Origin of the sequence: Alteromonas sp. KUL42 (assembly GCF_006538325.1) — a bacterium.
Classification (GTDB): Bacteria; Pseudomonadota; Gammaproteobacteria; order Enterobacterales; family Alteromonadaceae; genus Alteromonas.
Genome location: NZ_BJKK01000001.1, coordinates 41,570 through 62,327, shown reverse-complemented (window position 1 = coordinate 62,327; position 20,758 = coordinate 41,570). Strand labels below are relative to the sequence as shown.

Here is a 20,758-nt window from a genome sequence, read left to right as displayed (position 1 = left end):
TAGAAACCGGTACTTATATTCTCTACTTAAAAATTCCCCCTAAGGGGCATACCGAGTACTTTCAGTGAGAGCAGCAAGAAGCTTACCAACATAATTTATCAATATTTTCAAACACTTAAAAACACAAAGTGGCTAATCCTTAGCATTTTAAAAACCGGTTTTCAAAATAGGAATTTGTCGTGTGAATTTTTTATGATGAAGTGCTTGTTGAACCAGAGCGTGTTGACCTTTTCGGTACACTTCTTGTTCATTCCAAGCGAGTTTCAGGCAGCAGAATTAACACTCTTTAGGAAGACCTAAACCAGTCGTACAGCCCCAGTGAAAAACCTTGAAAAATGTCGATACCCAACCACGATTTTAATAGGTAAATAATCACCACGCCTAATAATGAAAGTAGCATGAAAGTAAGTGTTATAATTAGCAACAATGTCCCCGCGGCAATAGATTTTTCTTTCGCCGTTAGCGTACGCCTGTTTCTACCGGTTAATAGAACCACGTAGAAACTCCATGGAACGAACGGAAGTTTTATGGTTGCCCTTAAATCAACACTATGGAGCCGACCGCCACGTAACCCAACCACTCTTCCTAGGGCCATAAGTTGCTCGACAGAAAAGCTCTCAGCAATGTGAGGCTCCATACGTTGTAACAGGCTTCTCACTGCGGGATCGTGCATTGGATGAGAGGTTTCATTGCTTTTTGACATTTATCTCACTTCTCACTAATACATATTACATGCTAATCCACGCATTCTCAGCCTCAGCATTTGAATTACCATTGCTGAATTTTTCTGTACAAAGTCGATGGGCTGACACCTAATGCATTAGCAGCTTTCACAACGTTGTCTTCAAAATAGGTTATTGCGTCTTCAATCGCTTTTCGCTCTATGTCGGCTAAGGTTTTAATAACACCATCTTCTTGCAAGGCTGCCACCTGCTCAATAGTTTCATTCGGACACACCCCAGTAGTGGTAGAGACTGGCGCAGATGTTAGAGGTATATTTCCCGTTTGATTTGCAGGAACAGATGCTTGTATCAATTCATCTTGAATAGGTAATTGAGATGACAGCATACTAGCGGTAAGTAAAGGCCCTTCGTTCATTACAACACAACTGTGGATCAAGTTTTGAAGTTGACGTACATTGCCCGGCCAAGAGAATTTGCGCAGCAGTAGTTTAGCGTCATCAGAAAAACCTGAAAAAATCTTATTCTCTTCAGACATAAAGGCATGCAAGAAATGATTTGCCAACAATAGGACATCGTCCCCTCTTTCTCTTAAAGGAGGTAAATGCAACGCAATCACGTTTAATCGATAAAATAAATCTTCACGCAGATGCCCGCTTTTTATCGCATCCAAAGGATTACGATTAGTTGCAGCAACAAACCTGACATTTACTTTTTCAAGTTTGCCAGACCCCACACGCTGAAAGGTGCCCGTTTGAATAAAACGCAGGATCTTGGCCTGTAAACTCATATCCATTTCACCGAGTTCATCCAGAAATAACGTACCGTTATCCGCTTGTGTTGCCGCGCCATCTCTATTCGATATCGCTCCAGAAAATGCGCCTTTCACGTGGCCAAATATTTCAGACTCCATAAGTTCCGAGGGAATAGCAGCACAGTTGAGCGCAACAAAGTTACCTCCTTTGCGCTTGCTAAGATTATGAATGGCATTGGCAGCAACTTCTTTCCCTACACCGCTCTCGCCAGTAATAAATACTGAAGCTTGGCTAGGCGCAGCCTTTTGTATCACCGAATAAACATTTTTTAACGCACCTGATTCGCCAATAAATCCTTCAACTGCGCGCTTTATCCTCGACTCAGCCTTTTGCAACGCAACTTTAAGTACACTGCGTTCAATCAGGGTTTTGCGCATGGTAACTGCCTGTCCAATCACCATTTCTAAGCGTCTGTCATTCCATGGTTTTTTCAAATAGCTCCACACTTTCGCTTCGTTAATAGCATCTAGTACCTGCTCAGCGTCACCGTGTGCAGTCAACATTATCCGAATGGTTTCTGGAGCAATTTGTATTAAACGCTTCAAGAACTCGGTGCCATTCATACCTGGCATGCTAAGATCACTGATTACAATGTCGTATACTTTGTCTTGGCACTTTTCCAGGCCTTCCTCTCCACTGCTGGCAGTATCAATGTTGGCAACTAACAAACAATCAAGGGTTCGCTTCAGCGCTCTTTGAACTGCAGCATCATCATCAACGAGCAATATATCTAAAGTTTCACTCATTGAATTACCCCCATGTTTTGTTTCTCACTCGCTTTGGGAAGCAATATAGAAAAACACGTTCCCACATTTTCAGTAGACTCAACCTTCAAGACACCATCATGTGCATCTATAATGCTTTTTGAAATTGCAAGTCCCAGCCCTGTCCCTTCCCCTACCCCCTTCGTGGTATAAAAGGGTGAAAATATTTTCTCTAGATTCTCTTTGGGAATGCCTATACCACTGTCTTTTACCTCAATAGAAAACGCATAATTTTCATCTTTCACAGCCATACTTACATCACCGTGGTTCTCTGTTGCATGCAAAGCATTTATCACAATGTTTAATAAGACTTGCTCAATCTCTCGGCTATTGGCATTGACTAATGCTGGACTCTCTAACGTCTGAACAGAAACATCTTTTGTGTATTTTTTACTAAATGCGGCAACCTTAAGTACATCTTTAACCACTTTATTTAAGTCAATCACCGTATGCTCATCCACACTGCTGTGGACAAATGTTCTTAAGCTGTCGCTAATTTTACTGAGCCTATCTATGCCCTCTGTATTATCTTGTAGAACCTCGATAATGGTCTCTTCAAGTTTGAGCAAGTGGTTTGATTCCACCAATTTGGCAAAGACAGAACCGTCAAGTGCAACGACAAGTTTCTTCAACCCTTCGATTGCCGGGACTAACGCTCTTTTAAGGTATTTATTATTTGCAGAAATAAAGGCTAATGGATTATTTATTTCGTGCGCGACACCACTGGCCAATACCCCTAGCGATGCCATCCTATCGGTTACCACTAACTGCTTACGCGCTGTTGAAAGCTGACCTTTAAGGTCATCAATCACTTTCATTTCTAATTTTCTAAGCTTATCGTTGTTGAGCTTATCTAGACTGTGCCTTAGCTGAGCAATATGGGCATCCAGCGCGTGAAGTTTCTCTTCATCGATGAGCTCAGAATCAATTAGCATAACCAACCAACCATCGACATTCTCAGCATAATGAAAGTTACAATACACTAACCAGCTTGGTTCTCTGCCATTATTTGATGGTATGAATTCCTGAATACACCATGCTGACAATAGGTGTGTGGTAGACAGTGGTAATACGTTAGTGACATCCAGCTGACTAACTCTGTTTTCTTTGTTTCTTATTATGGTCGGCGTGGAAGTGAGGTTGCCATCTTTACTTAAAAAACACGCAGCGTAACTAGCGTCGGTGAATGTTGCGCATAGCTCTAGCAGTGACTCTACCAATGTTAAGTGACTCTCAGCGCTGGTTGACTCTTCCGTAGATTTAACGAAAAACTCTATCTCCAGCTGCTTTTCTTCAACCGTTGCCACGGCCTTTCTGAGAGTTTCATTGGCAAGAAATGCTTGTTGTGAATAATCATCAAGCATTCGCTCAGCAAGTTTTCGCGCCTTCGTTTCTCGATTAAGGCGTCTTTTAAGAAGTGCTATCTCTTGCTCATACTGTCGCTTCACTCAAGTCACCCAACATGACCATACGATAATACTTAGAGTTTAGAAGAGAATGGAAGTTTGTATATACTTCTTACGTATAACGTTAAATATACGCAGTTTATGAACAATTCCACCATGATTTGGCCACATAGATGCAATTAGAAGGAGTCGCAGGAAGAGACAATACAGTGAAAGTGACTTCCACTGTATTGTTTGTGAAGAGCAGTTATTGGATTACTGCCGGTCAGGTAGCGTAACGTTTAGCTCTAGTACACTGCAATCGTCGTTATTGTCCAATTGAACCGACACCTGATCATCAGCAATCGTTACATATTTGCGAATAACCTGAATAATCTCTTGCTGCATCATAGGTAGATAATCAGGCTCAGAACGCTTTTTTCGTTCGTGGGCCACGATAATTTGCAAACGCTCTTTTGCTACAGCAGCAGAACTTGCTTTTTGCTTCTTCTTGAGCAAATCAAAAATTCCCATTATTTCCCTCCTAACAAGCGTTTGAAGAACCCTTTCTTCTCCGCTTCCAAGAAACGATGTTCCACAGTCTCGCCCAACAAGCGTTTTACTGCATCAGAATATGCTTGGCCAGCGCTTGCTTCTTGGTCAAGAATAACAGGTAGGCCTTGGTTTGACGCTTTTAGCACCGCTTCTGACTCAGGAATAACACCCAAAAGCGGTATGGCTAAAATTTCTTCCACGTCTGCCACGCTTAACATTTCCGCGCTTTCTACACGTGATGGGTTATATCGAGTTAACAATAAATGTTCTTTAACTGACTCGCCCTTCTCTGCCTTCATTGACTTGCTTTGTAGAATACCCAATATACGGTCTGAGTCGCGCACTGACGATACTTCTGGGTTCGTCACAACAATGGCCTCATCGGCGAAATACAGTGCCATTTGTGCACCTTGCTCGATACCTGCAGGAGAGTCACAAATGATAAAGTCAAAGTCCTTCTTCAGTTCATCAAGTACAGCTTGAACACCATCAACAGTTAATGCGTCTTTGTCACGGGTTTGAGAAGCAGGCAGAATAAACAACTTGTCGTTGCGTTTATCTTTTATAAGCGCTTGTTTTAACGTTGCTTCTTTATTGATTACGTTTACAAAATCATAAACTACGCGACGTTCACAGCCCATGATCAAATCTAAATTTCTAAGGCCTACATCGAAATCGATTACCACCGTTTTGTGCCCAGCTAACGCAAGGCCTGTACTAATTGCTGCACTTGATGTGGTTTTACCCACTCCACCTTTTCCTGACGTAACAACGATAATTTTTGCCATTAATTTTTTCCTAAATTTTCTACACTACGCCTACGATAGACTGAGTTATTAGAGCGTACTGGCTTATCCTGCACACTTTTTATTTAATCGTTTATACCAGTGGTACTATGCGTAATGTGTCTTCTAAATATATTTGTGCTGGTTTTTTCCAGCATTCGCTTTTAATTGCGTCGTGCAGAATAAATTGCCCGGCAATTGAGATAAGTTCAGCATCAAGCGACTGACAAAATACCCGCGCATTGGTATTGCCTTTAACGCCAGCTAACGCTCTCCCCCTTAGTGTTCCATAAACATGGATATTGCCATCGGCTAGTAGCTCTGCGCCCTCGCTGACAGATGCGGTAATCACTAAATCACTACCTTCCGCGTAAACTTGTTGACCAGAGCGCACAGGGCGGGAAATAACCTTGGCGGGTTTCAACTCTCGAGTCGGTATTATCTGTACTTTATCGGCAGAGGAATGCGGCGTTTCTTTCTTGCTATCAGACTGCTCGCTTTCATTACTTTGCGTTTGCTCGCGGGATGTAGTGTCGTTGTGTTGCGATTTCAATACACTATCAGTAAATTTACTTTGGCTAACGTCAGCTAAGCCCAGTTCATTAATAACGGGTTTTAGCTCTCCAACTTCTCCCTTAACAGCCATCGGCTGCAACTGTAATTTTCTGCAAAGCGCAACCAGAGCAGTAAATTCAGAGTCAGACATTGGCTTTAGAAGATGTAAGATTAGCGAAGACCGAGTAAAAAAGTGTGGTGCGGTAGCGAGCTTTTGCGCAAGCTGTGACTCAAATTCATTGGGTTTAAAATCTACTACTTCAAGTACAATACTGGTCAGTGTTGTACCTTTCATGCGAAAGCACGTTTCTGTCATCTGTTCTTCCCGAAAAGGCCTAAAAACTTAAACAAAGCCTATATACACGGCATCTTTCAGCCACTTTAAGCGCCACTGTATCAAAATTCCCCTTTACAGCAACTATTAAGCATAACTAAGTGCGTAATTAAACGAAGAACTAAGCGAAGAGCATGCCAATACAAGGTATTTTTGAGTTAACCTTACTCCAAACCAGTATTTAGTACATCATGCCAAGGAAAAGCCACGTCATATGCACTTTTGCGTGTTTTGTATTGATAAACCGTTGTAGAAAACGCAATGTCTTGAGGGGTAAAATTTTGAGGCAACGAGAGTTCGACGGTAACTGCTTGAAAAAACCGAAAGCGATACTTGATATCTTCTAATTCCAATTCATCGTTGCTTGAGTGCAAAGTAACAGACTTACCTTCGATTTGGCCCTTAATTGCTACAGACAGATTGCCATTAATCACGGCTTTTTGCTCGCGAGATTGCAGCAATACCATTCGCAGTTGATAGCGGTTTTGGTCAAGTGCAGATAATTCAACACCTTCAATGGCGAGTATTTCTTCCGATTTTTCGGGTGCCACAACGCGCTCGTAAAAGGTCAATAACTCTTGTTGCGCATCGAATTCCTTTCGTTGCTCAGCCAACTTTTTCACTAACTCTTGGGTTTCCCCTTTGGCCAACACTAACGCCACCTCTAATTGGTTAACTTGGGTGATTAGCGCATTGTTCTCATCAGATAAAATGGCAATAGATTCTTTGTGCGCTTGTAATTGGCGACTTTGCCCTTCATCCACAATACGCGCTAATTTATAACCAAAACCAACCATGACTAACATGATGAAGGCTACAAGTATTGACCACTTGTGATTTCCCAATTGTTTTTTTATTTGATCCGCTGTCATTGTTAATACTTCAAAATAAACCAATGTCTATCAATTCAAGGAAAGTGATAGACAACAAAGAACTGCAGTTGTTTTCAACGTTTTGGAATGCTTTTCAACTTCGAGAAAAAAGTCATCGATGTAAATACGCTAAACATTATGAAATTTAAGTGTTTATGGTAAGCTTTCCGATACGTCACCACTACTGTATCACATCATGCGCTTGCAGGCTTTAAGAGAGGAAGTAGCTCACCCACGCACATCAGTGCAATTGTGTTTATTGGGCATCGTCGGCGGTACCTGCGCTGCATTGATCATCATACTCTTTCGTTTGTGTGTGGAATGGTTACAAGTCACCGGTATAACAACGCTTCAATCTTTGCTCCCCCAAGAGTGGCTAGTTTGGTTGGTGCTACCTTCACTTAGTGTGGGGCTTATACTATTCGTCGCGTTTTTAACTGGCTTTAAACACTACCGGCTCGGTATTCCCTTTGTAATACATCGCGTTAAGTACTACTACGGTCATATTCCTTTTCGCACGACAATAAACCAATTTTTTGGCGGTATGCTTGCGCTAGCGGGCGGTTTTGTTGTTGGCCGCGAAGGCCCCTCTGTTCATTTAGGCGCTTCTGGCAGCAGCTTTTTAGGCCAATGGCTAAGACTACCCTATAACAGTATTCGTATTTTAGCTGGTTGTGGAATTGCAGCAGGTATATCAGCCTCTTTCAATACGCCCTTTGCGGCCGTTATCTTCGTTATGGAAGTAGTGCTACGGGAATATAAAATCCATATTTTCGTTCCTATCATGCTAGCCGCAGCCTGTGGCTCTGTGCTCACACGCATTGTGTTTGGTGAAGTGAACGAACTGTCATTTTTATCTTTTAATGCATTTAGCCAGTGGATGTACTTTTACTTGGTTCTCCTTGGCATACTATTGGGTATGTTGGCGGTGCTTTTTAACAGTCAACTGATGCGGGTTATGACCTGGTTTCGCCCCGTCTCTATGGTGTGGCGTTTAATCTTAGCGGCGGCAATTACTGGGGTTATTGGCATGTTTATCCCTGAGGCGCTTGGGGCAAGTTTTGTCGATGTAGAGCATTTATTTGACAGTTCTCCTGGTACATTGCTTCTCGTATCTACCTTAGTGTTCAAAGTTGTACTGGCTGTATTTGCAATTGGTTTGGGGATCCCCGGCGGTATCATTGGCCCAGTAATGGTAATTGGTATGCTGGCAGGTGCGGTACTTTTACTGCCGCTGACTTACTTCATAGACATACCTAATTTCACGAGTAGTTTTGCGCTACTTGGTATAGCTGGCATGTTAACAGCGGTACTCCATGCGCCACTGGCGGCTTTATCTGCTGTTATGGAGTTGTCTTACAGCCCACAAATCATACTACCCGCTATGCTTGTTATCGTGCCTGCTTATGTTACCTCAACACAGTTTTTTGGTAACCGCTCCATCTTTATTCGGCAACTCGACTATCAAAATTTGCCTTACGCGATTTCTTCCATCCGCGAAGCGCTTGAAAAAACAGGTGTTCTCGCTGCAATGAATACCGAATACAAGTTATTCCATGATGCGCCAGAAAAAGCCTTGTCTGATTTTTTAGAGAAAAACCCGACAACAATTGTTGTCCAGCAATCAAAATTTGAAATAGATGTGCAGTATAAACTGGTCCAATACAATGTGAGTCTAGATCACGACTCAACTGCACTGAGTTATTACGATATGGAGGGGATTAACGCCCAGTCTACCCTTCATGAGGTGTATGAGCACCTTAAGAATACACGTTCAGGCGCAGTTTATATTTACGATCAGGAGCTTAACGATATTATTGGCGTGATTACGTGGAATATCCTTCAAAGCTTCTTACAAAAGGCACAATATTAATATGTACATTTTATGGTTTAAGGCACTTCACATCTTTTTCATGCTTGCGTGGATGGCGGGAATTTTTTATCTGCCGCGCTTGTTTGTCTATCATGCCTCAACGACATCTCAGGTTGTCAAAGATGAATTTAAAGTCATGGAGCGCCGTTTGTGGCTTTTCGTTACACCTTTTGCGTTATTAACGCTGGTATTTGGCATTGCGCTCATCGTGAGTTATGGCGCAACCTGGTTCAAAATGTCGGCCTGGCTACACATTAAATTACTACTTTTACTTGCGGTTTACGGATATCACTTCTATTTATTTAAATTACTGAAGCAATTTGCTCGTGATGAAAACAGGCATACACCACGCTTTTATCGCATTTTGAATGAAGCGCCTGTGTTACTCATTCTTGCCATTGTGTGCTTAGCAGTAGTGAAGCCTTTGTAAAAAAAGAAGTCAAAAAATATCCTATGCTGATTTAGCAAAGAAGGGAAAGCACAAATTTTGCTGCAGGTTTTGTTATAGCTCTTGCTTTAAGCAGAGCTATAAATGTGGATGTAGCTCATTAATAAACGCCGAGCTTAGAGGTATTGATCGGGATCCAATACTCAACGATAAAGGAATACACATGGATGATACAAGTCAGCATTTAAAACATTTGCTCAAGCAAACAGATATTGCCTTCAAAGCATTGATGAATGATCCAGGCTCATTAAACCTAAATGAACAATATGAACAGGCAAAACACGAGCTCGATTGCTATACCGCTTCTCTTAAACATGCAATAACTGCCCGTCATCAGAATAGACAGCATAAGCGCTAATGCTTATGCACTAGATCATTAGTGTATGCTGATGTAGACGTTACTTTAACTGCTTCTACTACTGTGGGGCTTTTGCGAAGGTTTCAAATTGGTTGGGCAACGCCGCTGCCAATTCACCAGCAAGCGTTGTGTACTCAACTAGAATAGCCGGTAGTTGTTTGATAAGACTGGTAATATTTTCTTGCAACATTTGAGCTTTCGTTGCGCTTCGACTACTCATGGCTAAGTCGACATTCGCCAGCGTAGAAAAAAGCCGAAGACACCGAGTTAGCCTTATTTCTGGCGATTCGCTAGCTGAAACCTCGTTTGCTTTATTAGTTTTTTCGATAAATGTTCCCACGCGTTTTGCCAAACGGGCTCGACCTGTTTGTGTACTTGAAGTAAGCCATTTAACCACTGCACTAAATCTGGACAAGGACGAAAACCTGATGCTGATTCTACAGGAACAAGAATTTCATCAGATAGAGCGCAGCCACCTTTGCGCATAAAATCTAAATGCTCTCGTAAACCATTCATTAATGCATCGGCCAGTTTATCTACGTCCTTATCAACGAGGTGGCTTGCGCTATTTTGAACGAGCCAGGGCATCCATTGTTCTGGCATTGGGATTTCGGGGGAAGCAGCCACCGCGAAAATCATTCCGTCAATTTGTGACACCGATGGGAGCACATCCTTAAACGTTGCATTCTCTAGTGCTTTGTTAATGATGTCTATGGGCAACGTTTGGGTCATTACTATGTCCTATTTAATCTCTGCCTTCTATGGGCTGTCATTTATAAGCTGGCATTTTTACGCTTTTTATTTGATTTCGCCAACCATCTTAAGAGTGAGTTGCACTCTCTCCAACCTATTGTCATCATAGCAAAAGTTAACTAAGAGTCGTTGCAATGGCAAAAGATAAATCAGGATTTATTATCGCGGCCGCCTTTATCGGCCCCGGAACCGTTACTACCGCAAGTTTGGCCGGAGCAAACTTTGGTTTCCACCTTGTATGGGCATTATTATTTTCCATATTTGCCACTATTGTATTGCAAGACATGGCAGCACGGCTTGGCGTCGCCAGTGGTCAAGGGTTAGCCAATGCGATGAGAAGCATGACAGGAAAGCCTTGGCTAAAGAACGTTTTTATCTTATTAATTATTAGCGCTATTGGTATAGGTAATGCAGCCTACGAGTCGGGTAATTTAACCGGTGCAGCTATCGGGCTTGATTCGTTTATCAGTATTGGTATTGGCCCTTGGGCAAGCATTCTAGGCGCTCTAGCGATAGCGTTATTGTGGTCAGGTAGCTACAAATGGATTGAAACTGTCCTTGTCTATTTGGTGTTTATAATGGCTGGCGTATTTTTCGTCACTTTATTAGTGGCAAAGCCCGACATAGCCGCCATGTTCGCTCAGCTTACATCACCAATACTCAGTATCGATACCATTACAACAGTACTTGCATTAATTGGCACCACCATAGTGCCGTACAACCTATTTTTACACGCCAGCCTAGTGGCAAATGCCTCAAAAGGACAAGACAAGCACCATGCCGTCCAAGCTTGTCGAAACCAATCTGCCAAAGCCATAAGTATGGGAGGTCTGATAACGCTTATTATTATGGCAACAGCCATGATGGCTTTCTTCAATCAAGCCGCCACCATAAACGCATCCAACATGGGTGAACAGCTTAAACCTGTATTAGGTGAGCAAGCGCAATGGTTTTTTGCGTTAGGTTTGTTCGCCGCAGGCTTAACAAGTGCTATTACCGCTCCCCTTGCGGCCGCATACGCCGTAACCGGTTCATTAGGCTTGTCAGATAATATGCAAAGTAAACCTTTTAAAACTGTGTGGTTGGCTATTATTTTGGTTGGGGTGAGTGTTGCTGCATTAGGGTTTAAACCTCTTCCCGCTATCCTATTTGCACAGGCTACTAATGCACTACTGCTGCCTATCATTGCCATTTTCCTTATGGTGGTAATGAATAAAAGTAGCGCGCTAGGCGAATTCAAAAACACATGGAAAAGCAATATTGCCGGAGCCATTGTTGTGGCTACCGTTGTGGGTCTAGGTGGGTATAAGCTGTTCGGTCTTGTTAGCTAGTTTTGTGGTTTGCTCTCTCTAGAGCCTACTAGAGCGTGTTGACGGTCAATATTGCCTATCGCAAGATGTTACTGGTTCTGTTTGGTGCCCCAAATAAGCCAGTAACAGCAAAGTGAGGGGCAATATTGGCTTTTTGTATTAAGCAACAATGCGCCTAACACAAAAAGCATAGGGGCTTGAGCTGTACTATTTAGCCAGTCGTGACAAAATATCATCAAGCATGGCGCTACTGCATCCAAAGTTAATTCTAAAATGGTCTGCCTTGTGAAAGTCTACGCCGGGTGAAGGTCCCACGCCTTTTTCTTCGGCCCAATTTAGTACGTTGTCGACATTTAACCCACTTGCATCAACCCATGCTAAAAAAGTCGCATCCGCTTTCAACATATTTAAGCCTTCAATTTGATTAATTGCATTGAAAACTTTGTTTCTGTTTTCACGCAAATAACTGAGCTGAGCCTGATGCCAATCATCACATAACGTAAAAGCAGCTTCGGTTGCAGCAAGCCCTAATACCGTCACCCAAGGAACAATACCTGCGGCAGCAGAGGTAAACGCCTGACGCAGTTTGGCATTAGGTATGATAGCGAATGACGTACCTAATCCAGCTACGTTAAAGGTTTTACTGGCCGCCATTAGGGTAATGCTATTTTCTGCTAACGCGGCTTCTCTGCCAGCTGGAATATGTGATTTACCCGGCTCTAAAATCAGATCACAGTGTATTTCATCGGAACACAGGGTCACGTTGTTTTTATTACAAATAGCGGCAATTCTGTCTATTTCGCTTTGTGTTAGTACCGATCCCACCGGGTTCATTGGATTACACAAGATAAACAGTTTACATTTGGGATCGGCGGCTTCACGCTCTAACGCTTCAAAGTCGATAGTATATCTTTGAACTGTGTTTCCATTGTTATCTTGACTTGTCTCGATTACCGTGCCGATATCTACACGTTCAAGGCCGTTTAATTTTGGCGCTGCCAACAATGGCGGGTAGTTTGGTGTTTGTATGAGTACTTTATCGCCAGCCTCACAATAGGCTTTACACGCCACATTAAAAGCAGGTACTACACCTGGTGTCCACACTAGCCACGACGGGTCAATATCCCAGTTATGTTTATCTTTAAGCCAGCGAACTACGGCATTAATTGCACCTTGGTGATGGGCTGGCAAAATATACCCCATATTGCCATGTTCAATTTGTGCACTGAGAGTATCCAAAATGGGCTGAGCACAACGAAATTCCGTGTCAGCTACCCAAGCGGGAATGATGTCTTTTCCTTGGTACTTTTGCCATTTAAAAGAGTAAGTATTCTTTCTTGGTGGAGTGTTGTCGAATAGCGCGCTCACTGGATGTCCTATAACTTATTGCATTTGGACAACAGTGTAGAAGTTTACGCGTAAAGAAACTAGGTCAAAAATTCAAATGTCTATATCAAAATGAACTTAATTAGGGAATGTAGTTCTTTTCCATCAACTTGCATTATTCTTTATGAAAATCAGATCTTTGGCCTTTTGAACAAGCTCCTGCATATTAAGGGGCTTTGCCAAAAAGCCACTTACCCGCATACTTCGCGCTTTAACCACTAGCTCCTTGTTAGGATCTGCAGTAATTAGTAAAAAGGGGACATCGAGTCCCACTGAACGACAAACTTTCAACAAACTTAAACCATCGTAATCACACATAAACTGGTCGCTAATAATTAAATTCAGCGAATCATTCGATTGCTGTAAAAAGAACTCATGCGCTAATTTACTGCGACTGAAAGCATAAACGGTAGCATCAAGTTGCTTTTCCAACGTGTGAACAATTAAGTCTAATGTAATTAGATCGTCCTCAACTACGGCGACAGAAAACACCACACCCCCCTATCATGCCAAATAACATTCTGCTAGATACAGTACTCGCGGCACTATGGCTACATTACTCAAGAAACAAACACTATACTTCTAAAACAACAATTAGAGCATAGTCAGATTAGCTAACTTTCACCACCTTCTTCGTCGGTTCCTACTAGTAAGGCAATATAAGTGGCAAAAAAAATGCCAACAAATGTTGGCATTTTTTGAGCAATAAACCTAACGTCTTCGCTTATTTAGGTGCACGAGATGCACGCTTGCGGTCGTTTTCAGTAAGCAACTTCTTACGAATACGAATTGACTCAGGAGTCACTTCTACCAACTCGTCATCATCGATAAACTCTAGTGCTTGCTCAAGCGACATCTTGATTGGTGGAACCAAGGTTTGCGCTTCATCAGTACCAGATGCACGAACGTTTGTTAATTGCTTACCTTTAAGTGCGTTTACAGTAAGGTCGTTGTCACGGCTGTGAATACCAATAACCATACCTTCATATACTTCAACACCGTGACCAATGAATAAGCGGCCGCGTTCTTGTAAGTTAAATAAAGCGTTGGTTAGTGCTTTACCATTAGCGTTGGCAATAAGAACACCGTTTTTGCGCTTACCAATAACGCCACCTTTATATGGGCCGTAATGGTCAAACGTATGGTAAAGCAAGCCAGAACCTGATGTCATTGTCATAAATTCAGTTTGGAAGCCAATTAAACCACGACTTGGAATGATAAAGTCGATACGTACACGACCTTTACCATCTGGAGACATATCAGTCATTTCCGCTTTGCGGATACCTAATTGCTCCATAATTGACCCCTGATGCTGCTCTTCACAGTCAATAGTCAATGTTTCAAACGGCTCTTGTGTTTCGCCATCCACTTCTTTAAGAATTACTTCTGGACGTGATACGGCAAGCTCGTAACCTTCGCGACGCATATTCTCGATAAGAATACCCAAATGAAGCTCACCACGTCCTGATACGCGGAACTTATCAGGATCTTGTGTTTCTTCAACGCGAAGTGCAACGTTGTGTACCAATTCATCTTTCAAGCGTTCAAGGATATTACGTGATGTTACGTATTTACCTTCTTTACCTGCAAACGGAGAGGTATTAACTTGGAACGTCATGGTTACTGTAGGCTCATCTACGGAAAGTGGAGGTAGCGCTTCTACTGTATTCACGTCACAAATCGTGTCAGAAATCTTAAGTTCACCTAGACCTGTAATTGCAATAATGTCACCCGCATGAGCAGATTCAACTTCATGACGAGCAAGACCAAGGTAACCGTATACTAGACCAACTTTACCATTGCGCTTTTTGCCATCAGCGGTAACAACAGTTACTTGCTGGTTAGGCTTAACCGAACCACGCTTAACACGGCCAACACCAATAACGCCTACGTATGAGTTGTAATCAAGCTGCGAAATCTGCATCTGGAATGCACCATCGATGTCAGCATCTGGTGGAGATACTTGATCAACAATAGTTTGAAACAATGACGTCATGTCATCTTCTTTAGTATCAGCATCTAATGATGCCCAACCGTTAAGTGCAGATGCGTAAACTACTTGGAAATCCAGTTGCTCATCTGTTGCACCTAAGTTGTCGAAAAGATCGAATACTTGGTCAATTACCCAATCAGGGCGAGCACCTGGCTTGTCAATTTTGTTGATAACAACAATTGGCTTAAGGCCTTGAGCAAATGCTTTTTGAGTCACGAAGCGGGTTTGCGGCATTGGGCCTTCCTGCGCATCTACAAGGAGAAGAACAGAGTCAGCCATTGACATTACGCGCTCTACCTCACCACCGAAATCAGCGTGTCCAGGAGTATCTACGATATTAATACGGTAGTCGTTCCAGTTAATTGCTGTGTTCTTCGCAAGGATGGTAATGCCACGCTCTTTCTCGATGTCGTTCGAGTCCATTACGCGCTCTTCTTGCTCACCTCGAGTTTCAAGGGTGCCAGACTGCTGTAACAGTTTGTCTACCAGGGTTGTTTTACCGTGGTCAACGTGGGCGATGATTGCGATGTTACGCAATTTACTAATATCAGTGGTATTCATGCTTATATAGAGCCTGTATAAATCGATGCCTATTCAATTCTTAACGAACAAATATGCACTAGATTTGTTGCAAAAAAATGCAGATAGAGAAATTTGCGCGGATTGTACAGAAAAACCACGACGTTTGCGCATCTTTTTTTCATTGGTGAAAAGAAATTTTAGTTTAGCAAAAGCGAGAGCTTAATCACAACATGTTCAATAGTGAACAAAAAGCTATCCGAAGTGGCAAATGCTGATAAAGTGACCTAGTCTAAACAAGTTTAAACGTTGCACCAATCACCACACTGGTGCAATAAAGCACCAATATAGTGCAAATATATTTAAAGAAGGATAGTGTTCGTCTTGCAATGCCACAGAATACGGCAGTTATATAGATGGCATGATAATCGCTTCCACATTTTTCACTGTTGGGGTGAAGCTGATCATCCCGCATTTTTACATTAAACCTGGAGGACACGATGTCAGTAGAAAAGGCATTAGAGCTGATTAAAGAAAGTGAAGCGAAGTTTGTAGATTTACGTTTTACCGATACTAAAGGTAAAGAACAACACGTATCGATTCCTGCGAGCGTTGTTGATGAAGAATTCTTTGAAGAAGGTAAAATGTTTGATGGCTCTTCAATTGCCGGTTGGAAAGGCATTAACGAGTCAGACATGGTTCTTCTTCCAGACGCAGACAGCTGCGTAGTTGATCCTTTTGCAGAAGAAACGCAAGTTAATATTCGTTGTGATGTTTGTGAACCATCTACAATGGAAGGTTATGAGCGTGACCCACGTTCTGTTGCTCGTCGCGCAGAAGAATACCTTAAAACAACAGGTATCGGTGACACGTGTTTCTTCGGCCCAGAGCCAGAGTTTTTCCTTTTTGACGACGTGCGTTTCCACACTGACATGGCGGGCTCGTTCTACAAAATCGATTCAGCAGAAGCGAAATGGAACTCTGGAGAAGAGTTCGAAGGTGGCAACATGGCGCACCGCCCAGGCGTTAAAGGCGGTTACTTTCCAGTTCCACCTGTAGATTCAGCACACGATATCCGCGCTGCAATGTGTTTAGTTATGGAAGAGATGGGCCTTGTTATTGAAGCGCACCACCACGAAGTAGCGACCGCTGGCCAAAACGAAATTGCATGCCAATTCAACACGCTAGTGAAAAAAGCTGATGAAATTCAGATTTATAAATATGTTGTTCACAACGTAGCACATGCTTACGGTCAAACAGCAACCTTCATGCCTAAGCCACTTGTTGGTGACAACGGTTCTGGTATGCACTGCCACCAATCAATCTCTAAAGATGGCGTAAACATCTTTGCTGGTGATAAGTACGCAGGTCTGTCTGAAGAAGCATTATTCTACATTGGCGGTATCATCAAGCACGCGCGTGCTATCAACGCATTTGCTAACGCGTCAACAAACTCGTACAAGCGTCTTGTACCAGGATTTGAAGCACCAGTAATGCTTGCGTACTCTGCACGTAACCGTTCTGCGTCAATTCGTATTCCTCACGTAACTAGCGATAAAGCGCGTCGTATTGAAGTACGTTTCCCTGACCCAACAGCAAACCCTTACCTAGCGTTCAGTGCAATGCTTATGGCAGGTATCGACGGTATTAAAAACAAGATCCATCCTGGCGATGCTATGGACAAAGACTTGTATGACCTACCAGCTGAAGAAGCAGCAGAAATCCCAACTGTTGCAAGCTCGCTAGAAATGGCGCTTGAAGCACTTGATAACGACCGTGACTTCCTAACTGCTGGTGGCGTAATGACTGACGACATGATCGATGCTTACATCGACCTTAAGTCTGAAGAAGTAACGAAACTTAACATGACAACTCACCCAGTTGAGTTTGACATGTACTACAGCGTGTAATTTGCACTCTGTATAATGATTCATACGGAAGCCCGCTTTGCGGGCGTTTTTTTATGTCTGTGGTTTCACTAATATTAATGATTATGGCTCATTAAGGCGAAAGAGAAAGACTATGCGTACTGCATCAAGACAATTTTCACTTTTATTATCTACGCTTGCGTATGGTCTTGCTTCTACTTATGTATTCGCCCAAACCGTTACTCCAAAGACACCGCCTCCCCCGCCACTCGTTGTTACTGCAACCAATACGCAAACTAAAGCAAAGCCAGCCCAAATATACAAAGTCATTGCTGCTGATGGCACCATAACCTTTACCGACAAGCCTTCAGATAATGCAGAGCCAATGACATTTGATATAAAGACACAAAATGTTGTCGACTCCGCTCCTACGCCTACTATTTTACCAAAGCAAACTACCACTGAGCCTAAACGCGATTACCGAGTGACTATTCAAAGTCCAGAACCCGAAGCCACTATTCGCAACAATTTAGGGGAAATTGCCATTAAAGCGACACAATCTGGTGCATCAAAAGCATCAATCTACCGCTTGGTTTTTGATGATGCCCCATATGCTAGCAATAGCTCCGGTGTTTTTAAGCTAAATGGTATCCATCGTGGGGCACATACCTTTAAAGTTGAGCTAATTAACAATACGGGCAAGACTCTTGCATCGTCTCCTACTCAGACCCTTTACCTACATCAGGCATCGGCGTTAATTAATAACTAATAGCGTGCAACGCAAGTACCCTAGGCGCACCAACGCGGTTCAGCATAAGTTTTTAGAAAAAACTTCATTCGCCAGAATGCGTATAGCACACTACAATGCACAATTATGGTGCAGAGGAGATAAGCTCGGATGCAATCTACCGAGTTAGAAACACAGCAACTGATCAATAGTTTAAATACTGCTTTGGTGATGGTAGACAGTAAGTTGACGATTGTTTATGCCAACCATGCAGGGGAAGCACTGTTTGAAACAGGGCTTAAGCAACTTATTGGTCATCCACTACAAGACTTCTTTTTGCCTGGCACTATTGAATCGACACGACTGAAAGCCGCAATTAGAAAAGGTGAAGACTTTACTGAAAACGAAATTAAACTGGCATTTCGCGATAATCGGTATGTGTCGGCAGACCTGACAGTTACCAATTTACATATCGATAATAGTCCTCGTTTGTTGTTTGAAGTTAAGAAGATTGATCAGCAAAAGCGCATATCCAGAGAAAACCTACAAAATGCACAACACTATGCTGCGCGAGAACTCATTCGTGGCCTAGCCCATGAAATTAAAAACCCATTGGGGGGAATTCGCGGCGCTGCACAGTTGCTGGAAAAAGAGCTTAACGAAGAGCTCAAAGAATTCACGCAGATGATCATTGAGCAGTCAGATAGATTGCGCAACTTAGTTGACCGGCTACTCGGCCCTAATTCTTTGCCTCGTTTTGAATTAGGCAATGTACATCAGGCACTTGAAAAAGTGCGCAGTTTGATGCGAGTCGACTCAGAAAATCGCATTACTATTGTGCGCGATTACGACCCGAGTATTCCACCTATAATGCTCGACCCTGACATGATTCAACAGGCGGTGCTAAATATCATCAGAAATAGCGTGCAAGCGCTTATCGATAGCCAAACCCCAAACCCTGAAATTCGACTTGTTACCCGAATAGAACGGCAAATGACAATTCAAACTAAACGTCATGCGCTAGTAGCTAAAATTAAGATCATCGACAATGGACCGGGAATTCCGCCTGAAATTAAAGATACGCTTTTTTATCCTATGGTTACCAGCAAGCAAAATGGTTCTGGTTTAGGGTTATCCATTTCACAAACATTAATAAACCACCACGGGGGCAAAATAGATGTTGATAGCTACCCGGGACATACTGAATTTGTAATTTACATTCCAATAGATCGTAAGGAGACAGACGATGACGAATGAGTCGGTATGGATTGTCGATGATGACAGTTCTATTCGTTGGGTGCTGCAAAAGGCCTTGCAAGCAGCTGATATAAGTTGTTTAAGCTTTGAAAATCCTGAAGATTTGTTACTTCAACTGCAAAGCGGCCAAGCTCCGGAAGTGATTATCTCAGACATAAGAATGCCGCAAATGGACGGCATGGCATTGTTAAATGAAGTGCACGCATCACACCCTCTATTACCGGTTATTATAATGACCGCGCATAGTGACTTAGACAGTGCAGTGAATGCCTATCAAAAAGGGGCGTTTGAGTACTTACCAAAACCCTTTGATATCGACGAGGCTGTCACCTTAACGCAGCGCGCGATTGCCCATGCCAGAGAACAATCAACTGCATCGAAAGTACAGCCAGATGATACAGTGACTGAAATCATTGGTGAGGCGCCTGCAATGCAGGAAGTATTTCGTGCAATTGGGCGTCTTTCACGCTCATCAATAAGCGTGTTGATCAATGGTCAGTCAGGTACAGGTAAAGAGCTCGTAGCTCAGGCGTTGCATAGACACAGCCCAAGAGCCAGCAAGCCGTTCATCGCGTTGAACATGGCCGCTATTCCGGCCGATTTGGTTGAGTCTGAGTTATTTGGTCATGAAAAAGGGGCATTTACCGGAGCACAAGCTGCCAGACAAGGTCGGTTTGAACAGGCAGATGGCGGAACTCTGTTTTTAGATGAAATAGGCGATATGCCTCTAGACGTTCAAACGCGTTTATTGCGGGTTTTAGCGGACGGACAATTTTATCGCGTTGGTGGACATCAGTCAGTAAGCGTTGATGTACGCATCATTGCCGCGACGCACCAAAACTTAGAGAAGCGAGTTGCTGAAGGTAAGTTTCGTGAAGACTTATTTCACCGGCTGAATGTTATTCGCGTTCACCTCCCCTCGTTATCTGAACGCCGTGAAGATATTCCACTATTAACACGCCATTTCCTCAGAAGAGCGGCAAAAGAATTAGACGTAGAAGCGAAGAGTATTTCTAAAGAAGCGGAACGAGTAATGTCACAATTACCGTGGCCTGGGAATGTTAGGCAACTGGAAAACGTATGTCGCTGGCTTACTGTTATGGCAAGTGGTCAAGAGGTATTGCCGAGCGATTTACCACCGGAAATACACAGTGACAGTAGCATAGAAAAACCCCCTGCTGAGGCTGGAGACTGGCCAGATTTATTGGCTTCTTGGACAGACAAACAATTGCGAGATGGTCATCACAATATTCTTAATGACGCCATGCTCACCTTTGAACGGGTAATGTTAGAGCGCGCGCTTTTTCATACGCATGGTCACAAGCAAGATGCCGCTAAGCGATTAGGCTGGGGTCGAAATACATTAACCCGCAAACTCAAAGAGCTGGGTGTGAACTAATTACCTGAGTTTGTACTTAACTCGGCTTAAATAGTAAAACGACAAAGAGCAACCTAAGTGGTTGCTCTTTCGTTTTTTGTTAATAGCTTAGAAAATCATTCAACCCATCTGGTTAAACAGCC

The 20,758-nt window shown here is 42.9% G+C and carries 20 protein-coding genes; 8 read left to right on the top strand and 12 right to left on the bottom strand.

Going from position 1 to position 20,758, the window contains the following annotated elements; all coding sequences use genetic code 11:
- Positions 1-286: 286 nt before the first annotated feature.
- From EYR97_RS00240 to EYR97_RS00210, 7 genes are all read right to left on the bottom strand, one after another.
- On the bottom strand, positions 287-703 hold the full coding sequence (locus EYR97_RS00240) for a hypothetical protein (protein ID WP_242634817.1): 417 nt from the start codon (positions 701-703) through the stop codon (positions 287-289).
- A 65-nt stretch (positions 704-768) separates the two neighbouring features.
- Positions 769-2,241: a sigma-54 dependent transcriptional regulator gene (locus EYR97_RS00235; protein WP_131091855.1), complete on the bottom strand. Its 1,473-nt coding sequence runs from the start codon at positions 2,239-2,241 to the stop codon at positions 769-771.
- Positions 2,238-3,707 (bottom strand): sensor histidine kinase, encoded by a 1,470-nt coding sequence (locus EYR97_RS00230; RefSeq protein WP_131091854.1) that lies wholly within the window; start codon positions 3,705-3,707, stop codon positions 2,238-2,240. The genes EYR97_RS00235 and EYR97_RS00230 overlap by 4 nt, the downstream gene beginning before the upstream one ends.
- Before the next feature lie 213 nt (positions 3,708-3,920).
- A complete protein-coding gene (minE, locus tag EYR97_RS00225; protein ID WP_131091853.1) occupies positions 3,921-4,178 on the bottom strand; it encodes a cell division topological specificity factor MinE in 258 nt (85 codons plus the stop codon).
- Positions 4,178-4,987 carry a septum site-determining protein MinD gene (gene minD, locus EYR97_RS00220; protein WP_131091852.1) on the bottom strand — a complete coding sequence of 270 codons (810 nt, stop codon included), beginning with the start codon at positions 4,985-4,987 and terminating at the stop codon, positions 4,178-4,180. The genes minE and minD overlap by 1 nt, the downstream gene beginning before the upstream one ends.
- 91 nt (positions 4,988-5,078) lie before the next feature.
- Positions 5,079-5,855, bottom strand: coding sequence for a septum site-determining protein MinC (gene minC, locus EYR97_RS00215; protein WP_131091851.1), 777 nt, complete (start codon positions 5,853-5,855; stop codon positions 5,079-5,081).
- Positions 5,856-6,037: 182 nt separating this feature from the next.
- Entirely contained in the window at positions 6,038-6,745 is a 708-nt protein-coding gene (locus EYR97_RS00210; protein WP_131091850.1) for a DUF6776 family protein, read from the bottom strand.
- A gap of 196 nt (positions 6,746-6,941) precedes the next feature.
- Between EYR97_RS00210 and EYR97_RS00205 the strand changes: the two genes are divergently transcribed.
- From EYR97_RS00205 to EYR97_RS00195, 3 genes are all read left to right on the top strand, one after another.
- Entirely contained in the window at positions 6,942-8,618 is a 1,677-nt protein-coding gene (locus EYR97_RS00205) for a chloride channel protein (RefSeq protein ID WP_131091849.1), read from the top strand.
- Position 8,619: 1 nt separating this feature from the next.
- Positions 8,620-9,048 (top strand): CopD family protein, encoded by a 429-nt coding sequence (locus tag EYR97_RS00200; protein ID WP_131091848.1) that lies wholly within the window; start codon positions 8,620-8,622, stop codon positions 9,046-9,048.
- Positions 9,049-9,229: 181 nt separating this feature from the next.
- Complete coding sequence (locus tag EYR97_RS00195) at positions 9,230-9,424, top strand: hypothetical protein (RefSeq protein ID WP_131091847.1); 195 nt, start codon at positions 9,230-9,232, stop codon at positions 9,422-9,424.
- Positions 9,425-9,482: 58 nt separating this feature from the next.
- Here the strand turns inward: EYR97_RS00195 and EYR97_RS22585 are convergent, their stop codons facing one another.
- Positions 9,483-9,644 (bottom strand): hypothetical protein, encoded by a 162-nt coding sequence (locus EYR97_RS22585; RefSeq protein ID WP_307722602.1) that lies wholly within the window; start codon positions 9,642-9,644, stop codon positions 9,483-9,485.
- Positions 9,645-9,697: 53 nt separating this feature from the next.
- The gene (locus tag EYR97_RS00190) at positions 9,698-10,156 is read right to left on the bottom strand and encodes a UPF0149 family protein (protein ID WP_307722601.1); all 459 of its coding nucleotides are present in this window, start codon (positions 10,154-10,156) and stop codon (positions 9,698-9,700) included.
- A 155-nt stretch (positions 10,157-10,311) separates the two neighbouring features.
- Between EYR97_RS00190 and EYR97_RS00185 the strand changes: the two genes are divergently transcribed.
- A complete protein-coding gene (locus tag EYR97_RS00185) occupies positions 10,312-11,508 on the top strand; it encodes an Nramp family divalent metal transporter (RefSeq protein WP_131091846.1) in 1,197 nt (398 codons plus the stop codon).
- Between the two features lie 186 nt (positions 11,509-11,694).
- Here the strand turns inward: EYR97_RS00185 and EYR97_RS00180 are convergent, their stop codons facing one another.
- From EYR97_RS00180 to typA, 3 genes are all read right to left on the bottom strand, one after another.
- Positions 11,695-12,855, bottom strand: a complete 1,161-nt coding sequence (locus EYR97_RS00180; protein ID WP_131091845.1) for a MalY/PatB family protein — start codon at positions 12,853-12,855, stop codon at positions 11,695-11,697.
- A 123-nt stretch (positions 12,856-12,978) separates the two neighbouring features.
- Positions 12,979-13,368: a response regulator gene (locus EYR97_RS00175; RefSeq protein WP_258313176.1), complete on the bottom strand. Its 390-nt coding sequence runs from the start codon at positions 13,366-13,368 to the stop codon at positions 12,979-12,981.
- Between the two features lie 229 nt (positions 13,369-13,597).
- On the bottom strand, positions 13,598-15,427 hold the full coding sequence (typA, locus tag EYR97_RS00170) for a translational GTPase TypA (RefSeq protein WP_131091844.1): 1,830 nt from the start codon (positions 15,425-15,427) through the stop codon (positions 13,598-13,600).
- Positions 15,428-15,885: 458 nt separating this feature from the next.
- Between typA and glnA the strand changes: the two genes are divergently transcribed.
- From glnA to glnG, 4 genes are all read left to right on the top strand, one after another.
- Positions 15,886-17,295 carry a glutamate--ammonia ligase gene (glnA, locus tag EYR97_RS00165; RefSeq protein WP_131091843.1) on the top strand — a complete coding sequence of 470 codons (1,410 nt, stop codon included), beginning with the start codon at positions 15,886-15,888 and terminating at the stop codon, positions 17,293-17,295.
- 112 nt (positions 17,296-17,407) lie between these two features.
- A complete protein-coding gene (locus EYR97_RS00160) occupies positions 17,408-18,022 on the top strand; it encodes a DUF4124 domain-containing protein (RefSeq protein ID WP_242634816.1) in 615 nt (204 codons plus the stop codon).
- Positions 18,023-18,151: 129 nt separating this feature from the next.
- Complete coding sequence (gene glnL, locus EYR97_RS00155; protein ID WP_131091842.1) at positions 18,152-19,237, top strand: nitrogen regulation protein NR(II); 1,086 nt, start codon at positions 18,152-18,154, stop codon at positions 19,235-19,237.
- The gene (gene glnG / locus EYR97_RS00150) at positions 19,227-20,636 is read left to right on the top strand and encodes a nitrogen regulation protein NR(I) (protein ID WP_131091841.1); all 1,410 of its coding nucleotides are present in this window, start codon (positions 19,227-19,229) and stop codon (positions 20,634-20,636) included. The genes glnL and glnG overlap by 11 nt, the downstream gene beginning before the upstream one ends.
- Positions 20,637-20,758: the final 122 nt, after the last annotated feature.

Coding starts and splice junctions, on each gene's coding strand:
- glnG (WP_131091841.1), top strand. CDS start 19,227: ATGACGAATGAGTCGGTATGGATTGTCGATGATGACAGTTCTATTCGT.
- glnL (WP_131091842.1), top strand. CDS start 18,152: ATGCAATCTACCGAGTTAGAAACACAGCAACTGATCAATAGTTTAAAT.
- EYR97_RS00205 (WP_131091849.1), top strand. CDS start 6,942: ATGCGCTTGCAGGCTTTAAGAGAGGAAGTAGCTCACCCACGCACATCA.
- typA (WP_131091844.1), bottom strand. CDS start 15,427: ATGAATACCACTGATATTAGTAAATTGCGTAACATCGCAATCATCGCC.
- EYR97_RS00210 (WP_131091850.1), bottom strand. CDS start 6,745: ATGACAGCGGATCAAATAAAAAAACAATTGGGAAATCACAAGTGGTCA.
- minC (WP_131091851.1), bottom strand. CDS start 5,855: ATGACAGAAACGTGCTTTCGCATGAAAGGTACAACACTGACCAGTATT.
- EYR97_RS00160 (WP_242634816.1), top strand. CDS start 17,408: ATGCGTACTGCATCAAGACAATTTTCACTTTTATTATCTACGCTTGCG.
- EYR97_RS00185 (WP_131091846.1), top strand. CDS start 10,312: ATGGCAAAAGATAAATCAGGATTTATTATCGCGGCCGCCTTTATCGGC.
- EYR97_RS22585 (WP_307722602.1), bottom strand. CDS start 9,644: ATGAGTAGTCGAAGCGCAACGAAAGCTCAAATGTTGCAAGAAAATATT.
- EYR97_RS00200 (WP_131091848.1), top strand. CDS start 8,620: ATGTACATTTTATGGTTTAAGGCACTTCACATCTTTTTCATGCTTGCG.
- EYR97_RS00235 (WP_131091855.1), bottom strand. CDS start 2,241: ATGAGTGAAACTTTAGATATATTGCTCGTTGATGATGATGCTGCAGTT.
- minE (WP_131091853.1), bottom strand. CDS start 4,178: ATGGGAATTTTTGATTTGCTCAAGAAGAAGCAAAAAGCAAGTTCTGCT.
- glnA (WP_131091843.1), top strand. CDS start 15,886: ATGTCAGTAGAAAAGGCATTAGAGCTGATTAAAGAAAGTGAAGCGAAG.
- EYR97_RS00240 (WP_242634817.1), bottom strand. CDS start 703: ATGTCAAAAAGCAATGAAACCTCTCATCCAATGCACGATCCCGCAGTG.
- minD (WP_131091852.1), bottom strand. CDS start 4,987: ATGGCAAAAATTATCGTTGTTACGTCAGGAAAAGGTGGAGTGGGTAAA.
- EYR97_RS00190 (WP_307722601.1), bottom strand. CDS start 10,156: ATGACCCAAACGTTGCCCATAGACATCATTAACAAAGCACTAGAGAAT.
- EYR97_RS00195 (WP_131091847.1), top strand. CDS start 9,230: ATGGATGATACAAGTCAGCATTTAAAACATTTGCTCAAGCAAACAGAT.